This window comes from Microbacterium sp. MPKO10 (genome assembly GCF_026107415.2).
GTDB lineage: Bacteria > Actinomycetota > Actinomycetes > Actinomycetales > Microbacteriaceae > Paramicrobacterium.
Window position 1 is genome coordinate 865092 of the sequence record NZ_JAPCHX010000001.1, and the last position, 15261, is coordinate 880352.

18 protein-coding genes are annotated in these 15261 nt (G+C 66.0%); 11 read left to right on the forward strand and 7 right to left on the reverse strand.

Features of this window, described 5'->3' with window-relative positions:
• Positions 1-104: 104 nt before the first annotated feature.
• The 5 genes from OK352_RS04110 to OK352_RS04130 all read left to right on the forward strand — a co-directional run bounded on the left by OK352_RS04110 (position 105) and on the right by OK352_RS04130 (position 3325).
• On the forward strand, positions 105-551 hold the full coding sequence (locus OK352_RS04110) for a GbsR/MarR family transcriptional regulator (RefSeq protein ID WP_265140114.1): 447 nt from the start codon (positions 105-107) through the stop codon (positions 549-551).
• Complete coding sequence (locus OK352_RS04115; RefSeq protein ID WP_265140115.1) at positions 548-1753, forward strand: glycosyltransferase; 1206 nt, start codon at positions 548-550, stop codon at positions 1751-1753. The genes OK352_RS04110 and OK352_RS04115 overlap by 4 nt, the downstream gene beginning before the upstream one ends.
• Before the next feature lie 119 nt (positions 1754-1872).
• Positions 1873-2580 carry an MgtC/SapB family protein gene (locus tag OK352_RS04120; protein ID WP_265140116.1) on the forward strand — a complete coding sequence of 236 codons (708 nt, stop codon included), beginning with the start codon at positions 1873-1875 and terminating at the stop codon, positions 2578-2580.
• A gap of 19 nt (positions 2581-2599) precedes the next feature.
• Complete coding sequence (locus OK352_RS04125) at positions 2600-2725, forward strand: hypothetical protein (RefSeq protein ID WP_265140117.1); 126 nt, start codon at positions 2600-2602, stop codon at positions 2723-2725.
• A 30-nt stretch (positions 2726-2755) separates the two neighbouring features.
• Positions 2756-3325, forward strand: a complete 570-nt coding sequence (locus tag OK352_RS04130; protein WP_265140118.1) for an LOG family protein — start codon at positions 2756-2758, stop codon at positions 3323-3325.
• 122 nt (positions 3326-3447) lie between these two features.
• Here the strand turns inward: OK352_RS04130 and OK352_RS04135 are convergent, their stop codons facing one another.
• The 4 genes from OK352_RS04135 to OK352_RS04150 all read right to left on the reverse strand — a co-directional run bounded on the left by OK352_RS04135 (position 3448) and on the right by OK352_RS04150 (position 5257).
• A complete protein-coding gene (locus OK352_RS04135) occupies positions 3448-4002 on the reverse strand; it encodes a DUF488 domain-containing protein (protein WP_265140119.1) in 555 nt (184 codons plus the stop codon).
• Between the two features lie 5 nt (positions 4003-4007).
• Positions 4008-4220, reverse strand: a complete 213-nt coding sequence (locus tag OK352_RS04140) for a hypervirulence associated TUDOR domain-containing protein (protein ID WP_265140120.1) — start codon at positions 4218-4220, stop codon at positions 4008-4010.
• 69 nt (positions 4221-4289) lie between these two features.
• Positions 4290-4646 (reverse strand): DoxX family protein, encoded by a 357-nt coding sequence (locus tag OK352_RS04145; protein WP_265140121.1) that lies wholly within the window; start codon positions 4644-4646, stop codon positions 4290-4292.
• Positions 4643-5257 (reverse strand): TetR/AcrR family transcriptional regulator, encoded by a 615-nt coding sequence (locus tag OK352_RS04150; RefSeq protein ID WP_265140122.1) that lies wholly within the window; start codon positions 5255-5257, stop codon positions 4643-4645. The genes OK352_RS04145 and OK352_RS04150 overlap by 4 nt, the downstream gene beginning before the upstream one ends.
• A 222-nt stretch (positions 5258-5479) precedes the next feature.
• Between OK352_RS04150 and OK352_RS04155 the strand changes: the two genes are divergently transcribed.
• The gene (locus tag OK352_RS04155) at positions 5480-6019 is read left to right on the forward strand and encodes a TspO/MBR family protein (protein WP_265140123.1); all 540 of its coding nucleotides are present in this window, start codon (positions 5480-5482) and stop codon (positions 6017-6019) included.
• 226 nt (positions 6020-6245) lie between these two features.
• Positions 6246-7346 carry a pyridoxal-phosphate-dependent aminotransferase family protein gene (locus tag OK352_RS04160; protein ID WP_265140124.1) on the forward strand — a complete coding sequence of 367 codons (1101 nt, stop codon included), beginning with the start codon at positions 6246-6248 and terminating at the stop codon, positions 7344-7346.
• Between the two features lie 9 nt (positions 7347-7355).
• Here the strand turns inward: OK352_RS04160 and OK352_RS04165 are convergent, their stop codons facing one another.
• The gene (locus OK352_RS04165) at positions 7356-8873 is read right to left on the reverse strand and encodes an MFS transporter (protein WP_265140125.1); all 1518 of its coding nucleotides are present in this window, start codon (positions 8871-8873) and stop codon (positions 7356-7358) included.
• An 85-nt stretch (positions 8874-8958) separates the two neighbouring features.
• Here OK352_RS04165 and OK352_RS04170 point away from each other — a divergent pair, with 85 nt between their 5' ends.
• A complete protein-coding gene (locus tag OK352_RS04170; RefSeq protein ID WP_265140126.1) occupies positions 8959-9441 on the forward strand; it encodes a MarR family winged helix-turn-helix transcriptional regulator in 483 nt (160 codons plus the stop codon).
• Between the two features lie 72 nt (positions 9442-9513).
• Here OK352_RS04170 and OK352_RS04175 read toward each other — a convergent pair whose 3' ends face one another.
• Both OK352_RS04175 and OK352_RS04180 read right to left on the reverse strand, forming a co-directional pair.
• Positions 9514-10176, reverse strand: coding sequence for a response regulator transcription factor (locus OK352_RS04175; protein WP_265140127.1), 663 nt, complete (start codon positions 10174-10176; stop codon positions 9514-9516).
• Positions 10157-11428, reverse strand: a complete 1272-nt coding sequence (locus OK352_RS04180) for a sensor histidine kinase (protein WP_265140128.1) — start codon at positions 11426-11428, stop codon at positions 10157-10159. The genes OK352_RS04175 and OK352_RS04180 overlap by 20 nt, the downstream gene beginning before the upstream one ends.
• Before the next feature lie 124 nt (positions 11429-11552).
• Here OK352_RS04180 and OK352_RS04185 point away from each other — a divergent pair, with 124 nt between their 5' ends.
• The 3 genes from OK352_RS04185 to OK352_RS04195 all read left to right on the forward strand — a co-directional run bounded on the left by OK352_RS04185 (position 11553) and on the right by OK352_RS04195 (position 15253).
• Positions 11553-12290: an ABC transporter ATP-binding protein gene (locus tag OK352_RS04185; RefSeq protein WP_265140129.1), complete on the forward strand. Its 738-nt coding sequence runs from the start codon at positions 11553-11555 to the stop codon at positions 12288-12290.
• Entirely contained in the window at positions 12287-13627 is a 1341-nt protein-coding gene (locus OK352_RS04190) for an ABC transporter permease (protein ID WP_265140130.1), read from the forward strand. The genes OK352_RS04185 and OK352_RS04190 overlap by 4 nt, the downstream gene beginning before the upstream one ends.
• Before the next feature lie 213 nt (positions 13628-13840).
• Positions 13841-15253, forward strand: a complete 1413-nt coding sequence (locus OK352_RS04195; protein WP_265140131.1) for an MDR family MFS transporter — start codon at positions 13841-13843, stop codon at positions 15251-15253.
• The last annotated feature ends 8 nt before the right edge of the window (positions 15254-15261 follow it).

The following is a 15261-nucleotide window of genomic DNA, read 5'->3' on the forward strand; positions in this document are numbered from 1 at the left end:
GTCAGGCAGGTGCCGGATCCTCCGGGGCGATCAGACGATCTTCCACAGGGATCGTAGCCAACATTGTGTTCGGTTTGTGCCGAACAAACTGTACAGTGGAACCCATGAATGAGGTGTCAGAGTTTGTGGAGCACGCGGCGCTGTACTTCGGCGGGCTCGGTCTGAGCCGCACGGGCGGACGCATCATGGGGCTTCTGCTCACGGTCGACGAGAACGGTGTCGATGCTCCGGAACTGTGCTCGGCACTGGCCGTGGCGAAGAGCAGCGTGAGCGTTGAGTTACGTCGGCTGGAAGACGGAGGCCTGATCGAGCGGTTCCGACTTCCCGGGCATCGGCGAGACCGCTTCCGCCTCGCCGATGACGTGTTCGGCAACGCGTTCCGCGCACAGATGAGCAAGTTTCACGCATTCACCGACCTGGCCGAGCGGGGCCTTGGCGTCGTCGGCGACGACCCGGTGAAGCGGCGCCGGCTCGAGCGGATGCGAGACATGTACGCATTCATGGCCGAACGGTTCCCCGCCCTTCTTGACGAGTGGGAGCAGGGCGCATGAAAGCGCTTCTGGTGACCACGGGCAGCCGCGGCGACGTCGAGCCGTTCGTCGCGCTGGCGCGCGGGCTCGCAGACGCCGGGCACCACCCCACGCTCGCCGCTCCCGCACGATTTCTCGAGCTCGCCGCAGAGCACGACGTCGCGTTCATCGCCTTGGACGACAGCCTGTTCGAGCTGCAGAGCTCTTTGGCACATAGGGGCACATTCGCCGCCTTCACCGGGGCCGCGCGAGCGAAATCGGCACTCAGGCTCTTTCTCGCCGACGTCGCAGATCTCGCCGACCACGCCACCGACGTCGTCGTCTACCATCCGAAGACGCTCGCGGCGCCCCTCGTCGCCGAGCGCCTCGGTGTTCCGTCGATCGCCGTTCAGCTGATCCCGCTTTACCAGCCCACGGCAGCATTCCCGTCGCCCCTGCTCAGCTTCCCGATTCCGCGCGCGCTGAACCGCCTGACCTGGCGGATGAGCTCCGCCATTGAGGCGCCCTGGAGAGGGATGCTGCGCACCCTGCACCGCGACCGGTTGGCACTGTCGACGCCGCTCACCGGGATCGCCGACCGCATCGCCGCAGACGGGGCCCTCAACGCGTGGAGCCCCCACCTGCTCCCGGCTCCCACTGAGTGGCCCGCGAGTGCCGAACCGCTCGGCTTCTGGCGTCTGCCCGGTGCTGCCGACGAGCCCGCGCCCGAACTCGTCGACTTTCTCAGCAACGGCGAGCCACCCGTGTACGTCGGGTTCGGCAGCATGACGTCAACACATCCGGATGCTGTTGGAGCCGCCATTCGCGATGGGCTGCGTCGCGCCGGACGCCGCGGCGTGGTCGTGACCGGGGCTGGGGCTGTCGAGCTCGAGGGCGATGACAGCATCCTGGTTCTCGACCATGTCTCACACGACTGGCTGCTGCCGCGCACGGCGGTCGCCGTGCATCATGGCGGCGTAGGGACGGTCGGAGCGGCGCTGACGGCTGGTGTTCCGCAGGTGATCCGCCCGTTTCTGGGCGACCAGCAGTTCTGGGCAAAGCGCGTTGCCGATATCGGCGTTGGCGTCAGGCTCCGGCGGCTCACGGCAGAGTCGCTCGCTGCGGCGATCGCCGCCGCCGAAACGTGCACTCCGCGTGCGCGGGCGCTCGGCGACAGCATCCGGGCCCGTGACGACGGTGTGGTTCAGGCGGTACGTCAGATCGAGCAGCGCGTCGCCACGTAGCCTCGTTCGGCAGATCCTCGACGGGTGCGGGAAAATGGATGCGGGACGTGTGCTGTGCCGCTGCGCGGGCGGTATGTTGAGCGAAGGCCGCGACTCACGCACAGGCAGGAGGTGCAGCATTGGTCGAGATCACCTGGCTCCCCGACACGATTCTCACTGAGCTGATCTTGTTGTGCATCGCGTTCGCCCTGTCGGCGATCGTCGGGTTCGAACGTCAGCGGCAGCTGAAATCAGCCGGGATGCGCACGCACGCCGTTGTCGGTCTGGGCGCCGCGCTGTTCACGCTGGTCTCGGCGTATGGGTTTCAGAATGTTCTCGGTGCCGAAGTCGTTCTCGACCCGTCGCGCATTGCGGCGCAGATCGTCTCGGGCATCGGCTTTCTCGGTGCCGGTGTCATCTTCGTGCGTCAGAACATCGTTAACGGGCTGACGACGGCCGCGTCCATCTGGGTCACCGCGGCCATCGGGATGGCGTGCGGTGCCGGGATGCCGGTAATCGCCGCCGCGACGACGGTGCTGTACCTGATCGCGGTCATGGCGCTCAGCGTCATCGCCTCCCGCATTCCGTCCGTTGAACGTGGCGCACGCTTCACGGTGACGTATCGCAATAACAAGGGAGCCCTTCGGCGGATTCTCGCCTGCGCCACAGAACTCGGCTATCAGACCTCGCTCTCTCACACGCGCAAAACTGAAGAGGGCAATACCGACATGATTGAGGCGAGCATGCGATTCTCCCGCGCCAAAACGGGACCGACCGACGACCTGGTCGAGGCGCTCTCCGATGTGAAGGACGTGCTGTCGATCTCGTCGCCCGACGACAATGACTGACGGCGAGAGAGGGGCATCCGTGACGCGACTAATGATCGCCGGGGCCAGCCTGGCCGGAGTGGCAGTGCTGGCCGCGGCTGGCGCGGTCGCGGCATTTGCCGCTGATCGGCTGCTCGAGGCGCTCGCGGACGGTGAGGGGTCATAACGAATGGGACGAGATGCGAGGGAGACTGGGATGCTGCAACGAATCACCGTGTTCACTGGTTCTGCTGCCGGACACGACCCCGTGTATACGACAGCTGTGACGGAATTCGCGCACGCGCTCGCCGACGCGGGAATCGGAGCCGTGTACGGCGGCGGACACGTGGGGCTGATGGGAGCCTTCGCCGATGCGCTTGTCGAGCGAGGCGGCGACGTGCGCGGCGTGATGCCGCAGGCTCTCGTCGACCGAGAGATCGCGCACACAAAACTCACCCACCTCGAGGTCGTCGCGAACATGCATCAGCGTAAGGAACGCATGGCTGAACTGGGTGACGGGTTCGTCGCTCTGCCGGGCGGCGCGGGCACGCTCGAGGAGCTCTTCGAAGCGTGGACGTGGCAGCAGCTCGGAATCCACGCGAAGCCCGTTGCGCTGCTCGACGTCGATGGGTTCTGGCAGCCGCTCGTGCAGATGATTGCGTCAATGACCGAGAAGGGATTCATTGCGCCGACGTTCAGCGACGCCCTGATCGTCGAAGAGAACCCGCGAGCACTGGTGCAGGCGATGACGGCGTGGACGCCGCCCGCTCCGAAATGGGAGAGATGACCACAACGGCGCGCTCAGCCTCTGCCAAAGCCTGAACTTCGTGGATTAATCCACTACTGACTAGTGGATTACTCCACTGCTCAATGCCCGATTACTCCAGTGATAACCGGATGCACTCGGGCTCAGCGGCCCGACAGTGGATACGTCACGGAGCCGTCCGGGTGAGTGACGGCACCGGCTGTCAGGCTGGCAGCATCCGCTTTGGCCACACTCATGATGTGGCGCACGTCTCGGCCGTGGGCGAGCAGGTGATCGGCGATGATCCGCCGGTGGCACCGCCACCACACGGCCTCTGAGCACATCACGGCTGCACGATGCTGCGTACTCAGCTTATTCAGCTGGGTGAGCCCGTGACCAAACGCGGTGCCAAGCGCGTAGTCCGCGTAGTTGTGGAAGCTTCGGTTGTTCCAGAACGCATTCACCTCAAACGGCACATCGGTCGACACGGGACGCCGACCGGTCAGCTCCTCGATGCGCTGGTAGCCGATACCGACGGCGCGCAGGGACGAGGCGAGGGCATCGTCGTTAAATTGCGGGTGAGCGCGCGAGCCCGGCAGCCTGCGCACGTCGACGATCTGCTCCACGCCGTGCTCTCGCAGCATCCCGAGAAAATCATCGATTGAGCGATCAGAATGCCCGACTGTGAAAACCGGAACGCGATCGGCTGGCTGAGACACGGATGCTATTTCGGCACGCGCGTGAGGGCAGAGCCCTTGTGCGCGGCGATGTGGTCCGTCTTGTCGCTCGCGATCTCATATTGCGGATCGTCGTCGGAGGCATGTCGCGTGTGGCCCTTGTATGTGAAGTCGGACGTGTGCACTTTCGTGATGGTTCCAGAAACGTGACCGGCCTCGGAATTCCAGCTCACGTGGTCGCCGACGCTGAATTCTGGCATCGCTGCCGCCTTTCTCATGACCTCCCGCCATCGTACGACCGATGAGTGCCGGGGCACGCGGCAGTTCTCTCAGAGATACGACACCAACAGCACGACCGTCGACAGCGCCAGCATCCCGAGGCAGTTGAGCCAGAACTCGCTGCCGGTGAACCGCGCGCGAATGTGTGCGTATGCTGCCGCGACGAAATACCAGACAATCCCCACGTTTGCGGCGAAGGCGATGCCGGGAACCCACAGGCCGACAATCAGCCCGGCGGCCGCCAGTAGTTTGATCACGAGCAGCGTCCACCACCACTCGCGCGGAAACCCGACGCCGGTCAGACAGTCGCGAATGAACGCCGGCGGCCTGACCGACAGTGCGGCATCGCTCAGTATGACCACAGCGAGTAACGCGGTGAGCCACCACGGGTCGGGAAGCAGAATCATGGGCAGTCCTCCGTACTCGTCGTCATGACAAGCGTCGCAACGCTCGACAGTTCCTGCAGAGCTGAGTGCACCGTCGAACCACTGCCGGCCCACGAGAGCAGGACACCAAGGTAGGCGAAGTAGACGGCGCGGGATGCTGCGGCAGCAGGTGCTTCCGACATACCCGCGCTCTTGAACTCCCGAGCGATTGTGTCTGTGAGCTCATCTGCCATCTGGGTGAAGATGTGCGTTCCGTGCGTTCCGCGCACAAGGACAGCGGCGTACTCGCGCGACAGGTCTTCGTCGTGCGCGAGGAACTCAAGGAAGGGGCGGAAGATGGCGGTCACACGATCCGGCGTGCTCACAGCATCCGGTGCGTGCATTGCCTCACGGTGAGACGTCTGCTCTACCTGCATCTGCCTGATGGAGGCCTCGAACACCGCGGCCAGCAGCGAGCTCTTGTCGCCGACAGACATCACCGTGCCCGTGCTCACGTCGGCCTCGCGTGCGATCTGACGGATTGAGGTGGACGCAAAACCCTGTGTGCGAAACAGTCGGTCAGCCACAGCAATGATGCGGCCCTGTGTGCGCTCGCGCTGTTGCGTTCGAGACTGAACACGTTCACTGAACATGTTCACTAACCTACACCCTGACTCATGACAGGGCAATCGGTGATTGCGAAACTCATTCGCCGCGGGGCGTCCGCCCGAGTCGAGCGTGCGAACGTGGTGCGTGCCACGTCACACTGCCAGCCGTGGTGCGAGAACGTCGTGGCGGGTTCCCTGTGCGCACGACGTAGCATGGCGTGAGGCGGCAAACCGTCTGAAGTCAGCACGTCAGAATCGGGGGATCCCATGTTCGGCAAGAAGCTTCTCGGGACGAGCGCTCTCGTGACAGCCACCGCGCTCGTCGGTGCCGCGGCGACGCAAGACGTCAACAGCCGCTGGTACAAGAAGCTGCGCAAGCCCGATTTTCAGCCACCGGCTGCTGCATTTCCCATCGTCTGGCCCGCCCTCTACGCAAGCATCGCCCTCGCCTCGGCAGCCGTGCTTGTGCCGCGGGCGAAGAAGCGGGCCGCGCAGAAGCGCCGTGAAAGCCTCGGTGTGCAGGTGACGAGACCGGATGCTGATCCAGCATCCGACCCCGCTCGGGGGTATCGACGCGCACTCGTGCTCAACCTGGCGCTCAACGCCGGGTGGTCGTGGACCTTCTTCCGACAGCACGACCTCGATCTGGCTCTCGGCACGGCGACGGGCCTCGCGGTCAGCAGCACCGATCTCGCCCGCCGGGCGGGGCGCGTGCACCGCGGTCTCGGCTGGGCGCTCGCGCCGTACGTCGCGTGGTGCTGGTTTGCGACAGCACTCACGTCGCGCATCCGCTCGCTGAACAGCTGAGCGGTGGGGGTTCAGCGTCAGTGGCGGGAGCATTCGCCCGGTTTAGAGAAGGGCCGTTGACCCACTGACGCCCGCGCGACCGGTCACCGTTCGACCCGTGGGCGAAACATGGTCAGGATGCGGGCAAGGTGCGTCCTGGCCCCGAACCGCGTGAGCTCCTGATTCAATGGAGTCGAGGCAGCATCTCGCACCACGCTGCGTCCCGAGACTCGCAAGGGAGCATCACATGCAGACACCGATTACCACGCGCAGCCTGTTCGGTCCGGGGCCGACCAACCCGTACAACGAAGCGACCGTGGCGCTCGGCTACCCGCTGCTCGGGCACCTCGACCCCCTCTTCATCGACCGGATCGACCGCACGTGTGACGGACTGCGGGAGGTGTGGGGAACGTCGAACGCTCGCACGCTGCCGCTCAGCGCGACCGGATCTGCGGGAATGGAAGCCGCGTTCGTGAACATGGTCGAGCCAGGGGACGTCGTCGTCATCGCGGTGAACGGGCTGTTCGGCGAACGCATGGTCGACGTGGCTTCCCGCTGCGGAGCCGAGGTGGTGCGTGTCGACCACGACTACGGCCAGCCGGTCGATGCGCAGCGCGTCGCCGAAGCGCATCCGAACCCCAAGATTATCGCCGCCGTGCACGCCGAAACCTCCACCGGTGTGCTCTCAGACATTGCCGCGCTCGGTGAGCTCAAGGGAGATGCGCTGCTGCTCGTCGACGCCGTCACCTCGATCGGGGGCGTCGAGCTGCGCGCTGACGACTGGGGCATCGACATTGGCTACGCCGGCACGCAGAAGTGCCTTGGCGTCGCACCCGGGCTCGCACCGTTCACGGTGAACGACCGCGCGTTTGAGCGCCGCGTCGAGAATCCCCGCTCGTGGTATCTCGACCTCGGGATGCTGGGCGGCTACGTCGGCGCAGCATCCGGCGCCAAGCGCGCGTACCATCACACGGCGCCCGTCGCGATGATCGCGAGCCTCGAGGCGGCGCTTGACCGCATCCTGGGCGAAGGTCTCGAGAACGTGTGGGCCCGTCACAGTGAGGCGGGCGCGGCGCTGCGCGACGGACTGCAGGAGCGCGGCTTCGAGCTGTTCGCCGCCGAGGGCCACCGGCTGCCGTCCCTCACGACGGTGCGGGTGCCCGACGGAGTGAACTCCGCAGCGGTGCGCGCGTATCTGCTCGAGAAGTACAGCATGGAGATCGGGGCGGGCGTCGGCGCCTACGCCGATTCGGTCTGGCGCATCGGCCTGATGGGGCCGAATGCGACGATCGGAACCGCCGAGGTCATTCTGTCGGCGCTGCAGGATGCTGTGACGGCGACGCGCTGACCGCCCGCGTCAGTCCGCTGGCGCGGGCGCCGGCTCCGTCTCCGGGCTCGTCGCCTTGGCGACAGCATCCGGTGTCTTCTGCCGGCGAATGCACAGCACGATTGCCGCCCCGGCGAGGGCAGCGGCAGCCCCGATCGCGAAGCAGGTCGTGAATGCGGATTCGGCGGGCACAACGGCGTTGCCGACCGGCATCGTCTGGCTGGTGAGCACGATCGCCATCACTGCGCCAGCGACCGTGGTGCCCATCGAGCGCATGAGTGAGTTGACACCGACAGCGGCACCGGCCTCGCTTGACGGCGAGTTCTGCATCACCAGCGTCGGCATGGCGGCGTAGCCGATTCCGACCCCAGCACACGCGATGCACGACGCAACCATGAGCTGCCACGGTGCACTGGTCAGGAAGAACGCGAACACGTACCCACCTCCATGCACCGTCGCGCCAATCGCGAGTGTCGTGCGTCCGCCCAAGCGAGTGAGCATCCGGCTGGAGATCGGCGAGAAGGCCAGCATCATCAAACCGCCCGGGGCCATCCACAGGCCCGCTTCGAGCATTGTCTGACCCAGTCCGTAATCGATGGATGCTGGTGTTTCGAGCAGCTGCGGAACGACGATCGACTGCGCCATCATGCCGAACCCGATGAGCAGGGCGGCGATGTTCGTCAGCAGCACGGGTCGGCGCGCCGTCGCGCGCAGGTCGACGAGAGGCTCACTGTGGCGCAATTCGTACGCGCCCCAGACCACGAGCACGATGGCACCGCCGATGATTGACGCGAGCGTCGCCGGCGAGGCCCAGCCCCAGTCGTTCCCCTTCGAGACACCGACAAGCACGGCGACGACGCCGATCGCGAAGCCGATGGCTCCGACGACGTCGAGCTGTGCCGTTCTCGTCGGTGAGCGGTGCGGAATGCAGGCAATTGTGAGAGCGACCATCACCGCGGCGAGCACGGCGGAGAGCGCGAACAGGGCCTGCCAGTTGAACTCTTCGGCGATCCAGGCCGCAAGAGGAAGGCCGAGCGCACCACCGACGCCGAGCGTCGCGCTGATTCCCGCGACCGACGCGTTCTTCATCCGCGGCGGCACAAGTTCGCCCACATAGCTGATGGCGACCGGGATGTAGCCCATGGCAATGCCCTGCAGCACGCGCCCGATCAAGACGGGCAGCAGCGTCGTCGAGAGCGCGCAGAGCAGTGAGCCGAGCAGCAGGATGATTGCGGAGACGACGAGGACGGGCTTCTTTCCCTTGATATCGGCGAGGCGTCCCGCAACCGGCATCGCAACAGCACCACCGAGCAGGGTCGCCGTCACAACCCATGCCGCGTTGCTCGGGCTCGTCTCGAGGATGCGCGGAAGCTCCGGCTGAATCGGGATGACCAGTGACTGCATCAGCGCTGCGCACAGGCTCGAGAAGCCGAGCACGCCGACGGCGATGGCCGGATGCTTCGCTCGAGGTAGCGCGTCAGTCGCGTCGTCGTTCGCGGTGCGCGTGGGGGATGCTGCCGTCACGAGGCCTCCGTCACTGCCGGGCACCTTCAATATGTAATCTACATATCGTGCCGGATATGTAGACTACATATAGATGGTCGACGGATCAAATCGAGCGCGGAGGTGACGCATGGTTGCGGAGGGGAGCGCGAAGCGACGCGACGACATCGCGCGCGGTCGTGAGCTTGCCGGCATCCTCACCCGCCTGGATCGGCTCCGGCACGTTCACGAGAACCTGGCAGAGCTCGGCACCGCAGACCTGCGAATTCTCTGGCTGTTGAGGGAGCGCCAGCCGAGCACACTTGCCGAGATCGCTGCCGAGTTGAAGCTCGAGCAGTCGACGGTCAACAGGCAGGTGAACGCCGCGTTCGCTGCCGATCTGCTGAGCCGGGAACGCCGCGAGCCGGGCGGCCCGTACGTCTTCACGCCCACGCAGACGGGTCGGGAGGCATTCGAGCGTGACGTGACCGCGAGTCTCGGTGCCTACGAGAGCGCGCTTGCTGCGATGGGAGACGCCGACGCCGAGCGGTTTCTTCGCCTGGCGCGGCGGTTTCTCGACGACTACAGCGCTGTCGTGGCTGACGACGACCGGCACTCCGGCGCACAGGACTGACGCGCGCGTCTGCCGGGAACGCGCCCGGCCGCGGCGGCATGCTCGCGTGTGCGACGACGCGGCGGTGGGCGGCTACGATTCCGAGTCGTGCAGGTACGTCAGCACCGCCTTGACCCGACGATTTTCGTCCACGGGGCTGAGGCCGAGCTTCGCGAAAATGTTTCCGACGTGCTTGCGCACCGAGGCATCCGTCACGACGAGAAGCGCGGCGATATCCGCGTTGGACTTGCCGTCGGCCATCAGCTCAAGCACCTCGCGTTCGCGGCCCGTGAGATCCGCGAGAGGCCCGCGGCGGCGCGGCCGCAGAAGATGCTGAACCACCTCTGGATCGATGACCGTACCGCCAGCCTGCACGGTCTCGAGCGCGTGGGCGAAGTCGTGCACGCGGTTGACGCGATCCTTGAGCAGGTAGCCGATGGCTCCTTGCGGGAGAGTGAGCAGCTCACGGGCGTACCGGTCGGCGATGTACTGCGACAGCACCAACACCGGCTGCTCGGGCCGCAGACGGCGGATGCTGAGAGCCGCAGCCAGACCGTCGTCGCTGCCTCCCGGAGGCATGCGCACGTCGGTGACGACGAGGTCTGGGCGGTCTTCGGCAGCATCCGATCGGGCATAGACGCGCTCGAGTTCGTCAGCGCGCGTTGCCGTCGCCACAACCTCGTGGCCGAGGCGCTCGACCAGAGCGATCAGGGCCTCGCGGAGCAGCGTCGAGTCTTCAGCCAGCAGTATCCGCATGCTCTCGCTCCTGTTCTGTGAAGGGAAGCTGCAGCCGCAGGGTGGTCGGTCCGCCGACGGGACTGTCGATGCCGAACGAGCCGCCCAGCGTCTCCGCGCGCTCGGTCAGACCCCGCAGCCCAGTGCCGCCGCTGGCTTGCGCGCCGCCGTGGCCGTTGTCGGTGACCGTCATGACGATGCACTGACCCTCGTCGTGCGCCCGCACGGCCACGAAGGTCGCCGTCGTGTGCTTGGCCGTGTTCGAGATCGCCTCGGTGACGACGTAGTACGCGGCAGTTTCGACGGCGGTCGGCAACCGGCGATCGATGGCGAGATCGAGGCGCAGCTCGACGGGGGAGCGCTCGGCGAGCTCGCCCAGTGCGGCGGCAAGACCGTGATCGGTGAGCACCGCGGGGTGGATGCCGCGCACGGTGTTTCGCAGTGTGGCCATGGCGTGCTCCGCCTGATCCTGCGCGGCGGCGAGCGACGACCGGGCAGCCTCCGCATTGTCGCCGGTGACCCGATCGAGGTCGAGGCTCACCATGCCGAGCCGTGCGGCAAGCGTCACGAGTTCTTGTTGCACGCCATCGTGGAGGTCGCGTTCGATCCGCCGCCGCTCGGCCTCGAAGCCCTCCACCAGGGCGGCCCGCGAGCGTGAGAGCCGCTCCACGTTGCGCTCGAGCTCTTCCTGCCGCGGTCCGCAGAGCAGCCGCAGAAGGTACCCGTGACCCGCGGCGATGACGGCATTGAGGTAGGCGAACAGCGCGACGAGGGCGAGAGCGATCGGTACGGCCGGCCACCAACTGCCGGGCGTCACTGTGATGTAGACGTCGCCGAAGAGATTGAGCTCGCGTGGCCCCTGCACCGCGGCGATCACGATCGCAGCAGGCACGGCCAGCGCGGCGAATTCGACGAAGAGCACGGCGAGCGACAGCATCCCGAGAACAACATCGGCGAGGAGCCCCGCTGTCTCACGCCACGTCGCGGGTTCGGCGAGCCGGATGCTCAGCCAGTGCAGCCGCTGTTCCCGGCCGATCCGCACGTGTCCGGTCGGCAGCCTGTCAAAGCCGAGCAGTTGCGTGCGCCGCCGTTCGAGTGCGCCGAGTGCGATGCCCCACAGGGGAAGCAGCAGGAGTGTGAGAACGGTAACCGCGAGCAGCACCACACCGAGCACCGCGCTCGTCAGCAGAAAGAGCAGTGCCCGCCAGGGCCACCAGCTGCCGAGAAACGACGCGGGAGACCGCCGCAGCGCAGCCCACACCGTGTTCGCCATGGTTCTACAGTACGGATGCCGCGAGACTCCGTGCCGCTGGGGCGACAAAAGGTATCGCCAGGTCTACCCCAAAAGTGGCGTTGAGCCGCTCGTGCGCGCCGGGGGAACGCGATGGACTCGTTCTGTGAACACGACACTGCTCAGCGCACAGGACCTGCAGAAATCATTTCGCCTCGGCCGCAAGCAGCCACCGGCCACCGTTCTGCGGGGAATCTCGCTCGCCGTGCGAGCGGGAGAGCTCGTGAGCATCGTCGGCCCGAGCGGCTCCGGCAAATCGACGCTGCTGTACTGCCTCTCTGGACTGGAGCCGTATGACGCGGGACGCGTGACGCTCATGGGCAGCGAGCTGCGCACCCTCGGCCGCGGTTCGCTCGCGGCACTGCGGCGAGACCACGTGGGCTTTGTGTTCCAGTCGTACAACCTGATCCCGGCGCTCACTGCCCGCGAAAACGTTGCGCTGCCCGCTCGACTGGCACGCCGTCGCACGATGAAGCGCGACGTTGACCGCGCGCTCGCCGACGTCGGCCTCGTCGACCACGCGCGCCACCGTCCCAGCGAGCTCTCGGGCGGACAGCAGCAGCGCGTCGCCATCGCGCGCGTCCTGGCGATGCATCCGGATATTGTCTTCGCCGACGAGCCCACGGGCTCACTCGACACGGCCACCGGAACCGCCGTCTTGACCCTGCTGCGCCAGGCAGCATCCGGGACTCGCTCTGTCGTCATGGTCACGCACGATCTTGAGGCGGCCGCGCGAGCCGATCGTGTACTCGTGCTGCGCGACGGACTCATCCACCGGGAGCTCGCAACACCGACCCCGGAGCAGGTCTTCGATGCCGTCAGCCTCGCGGGGGACGCCGCATGATCCGGCTGATCGGGGCCGACGTTCTGCACAACGTTCGCATCTGGGCCGGCGCGTTCGCCGTGACGGTGGCCGCCGGTTTCGTGGGGACCTTCGCCGCGAGCCTCATCGACACAGGGCAGCGCTATGAGGGCGACGTGACACTGTTTTTGAGCGGCGGAAGCATGGCGCTGCTGATGTTCACGTCGATCAGCGCGGTGATTGTGCTGAGCTCGATCTCGAATCTGACCGTGGCACTGCAGCGGCGCAGCTACGCACTGTGGCAGCTGATCGGTGTGCGGCCCTCGCGCGTCGCCCGCGTCGTCATGGCGCAGCTGCTTCTCGTGACCGTACTTGGAGGTGTGACCGGCATCCTCCTGGCCCTCCCCGTGCTGAACCCGGCGTTCGCGCTCATCTTCCACACGTGGTCTGCGATCACGCGGGTGACATTCACGTTGTCGCTGCCGGCGGCCCTGTGTGTGGTGGCAGGCGTAGCCGCGGTCATGCTTCTCGGTGGCCTTCGGGGTGCACGCCGGTCGAGCCGCGTGGCGCCGATCGTCGCTCTGCGCGAGACAGACCACGTCGTGATGCGGGTGCGCTGGTTCCGGATGCTGCTTGCCGCAGCCACTCTCGCCGGACTCTGCTGGGCGGCCGCCTCGTTGTACGGCGCCGAGTTCACATACATTCTCAACACGTCCATCGTCATCACGCCGCTGATTGCCGCGCTGATCGCGATTCTTGGCCCACTGCTGCTGCCGGCGACCCAGCGCGCGTGGACCTCCCTCGTGCCACGTCGCGCCTCAGCATCCTGGTTTCTCGCCCGGAATTCGGCAGGGTTCCGGCTGAGTCAGAGCGCGGCGGCGATCAGCCCGCTCATGGTGGCCATCGCCCTGACCGGCGGCCTGTATACGACGTCGGCACTGCTGCGACAGTCGCTCATCGAGCGCACCGGAAACGATCAGGGGTGGAGTCTGCCGCTCGAGACCGTTGTGCTGACGCTCGGCGGACCGCTGCTGCTGTCGGCCGTTGCGGCCGCCGCGACCGTGTACATGACGAGCCATGCGCGCGAACACGAATTTGCGCTGACCCTTGCTGCCGGTGCCACACACCGGACCGTCATCGCGATGGCAGTGTGGGAGGCCGTCATTTATGCGACAAGTGCCGCGGTGCTCGGTCTCGTCGCCGTCGCCGGGGGAGGGCTCATCGTGGCGACCGCACTCGGTCTGCAGTCGATTCCGCTCTCGTGGGCCAGTACGGGAATCATCGCCGGAGGCGGGTTCGTCCTCCTCCTGGCAGCGACAGTTGTGCCGACGATCATGTCGCTGCGCCACAGCGTCGCACGCACGTTAGCCGCGGAATGAGGCCTCGGGGGTTCAGCCAGATTCCCAGCATCCGTGAATTGACACGGCCGATAGAATAGACCAGCTATCGAATCGGGCGCATCGTTGCATTTCTGTCGCAGGCCCTTGCGGCCGCCCCGATACGCGCGTGCGATGGCGGCGATCGACTCGCGCCGCCCACCGATCGCATGAGCCGCGAGACCTCACTGAATATCACCAAAAGCAAGGAGCCACATGGCCGAAGAGAGCACGCCGAAACCTGTGAATCGGACCGTCGTCCTCGCCGTTCTGCTCTCTGGCGCGTTCGTGGCGATTCTCAACCAGACGCTGCTCGCCACGGCCCTCCCGGTCTTCATGAAAGACCTCGACGTCACAGCGAACACAGTTCAATGGCTGACGACGATCTTCATGCTGGTCAACGGCATCATGATCCCCGTGACCGCGTTCCTGATTCAGCGGTTCACGACGCGCGGCCTGTTTCTCACCGCGATGGGGCTGTTCGCGGTCGGCACGCTGATCTGCGCAATCGCCACCACCTTCCCCGTGCTGCTGATTGGGCGTATCGTCCAGGCATCGGGTGCCGGAATCATCATGCCGCTCATGCAGACGATTCTGTTCGCCATCTTCCCGCGTGAGAAGCGCGGCACGGCGATGGGCACATTTGGTCTTGTGATCGCGTTTGCCCCGGCGATCGGCCCCAGCCTCTCCGGCTGGATCATCGGGCACTTCCCCTGGCAGGCGCTGTTCTACATGATCCTGCCGATCGCGGTTCTCGACATCATCGTCGCCTTCTTCATCCTCAAGAACGTGACCGAGCGCACCTTCCCCCGACTCGACGTTCTCTCGATCATCCTCTCGACCCTCGGATTCGGCGGGCTTCTCTTCGGATTCAGCACGGCCGGCGGAAGCGGCTGGGGCAGCCCGGCGGTCATCATCTCGCTGGCGCTCGGGGTGGTTTCGCTCGTCATCTTCATTCTGCGCCAGCTGCGACTCGAGCAGCCGATTCTGGAGTTCCGCGTCTTTCGTTACCCCATGTTCACGTTGAACACGGTGATCGGAATGGCCGTGTTCATCGTCATGATCGGCGGCGCGACGATCCTGCCGCTCTACATGCAGAACATGATCGGCTTCACGCCGTTCGAGTCGGGCCTGGCGCTGCTGCCCGGCGCCGTCGTCATGGGAATCAGCTCGCCGTTCACCGGTCGCATCTTCGACCTCTTCGGCGCGCGATGGCTCGCGACGATCGGCCTGACGATCGTCACAGGCACCACCTTCATGTTCGCGTTCCTCACGCCGGACACGACGTTCGCCTATGTGGCCATCGTGAATGCCGTCCGGATGCTGGGAACGGCAATGGTCATGATGCCGGTAACCACGGCGGCTCTCAACGAGCTCACGCCGCTGCTCATTCCGCACGGCACGGCGATGAACAACACGATGCGGCAGATCGCCGGGTCCATCGGAACTGCAATGCTCATCACGGTCATGACCAGCACCGCGCTGGACCCGGAGACGCACGGCCTCGAAGGCCTGATTCACGGTGTGAACGTGTCGTTCATCGTCGCCGGATGCCTCGGAGTGGCGTCGATCATCGCCGCGCCGTTCATCAAGGACTACAAGCGCGAGACGAAGCCGGGCAAGCACTAGCGAGCCGC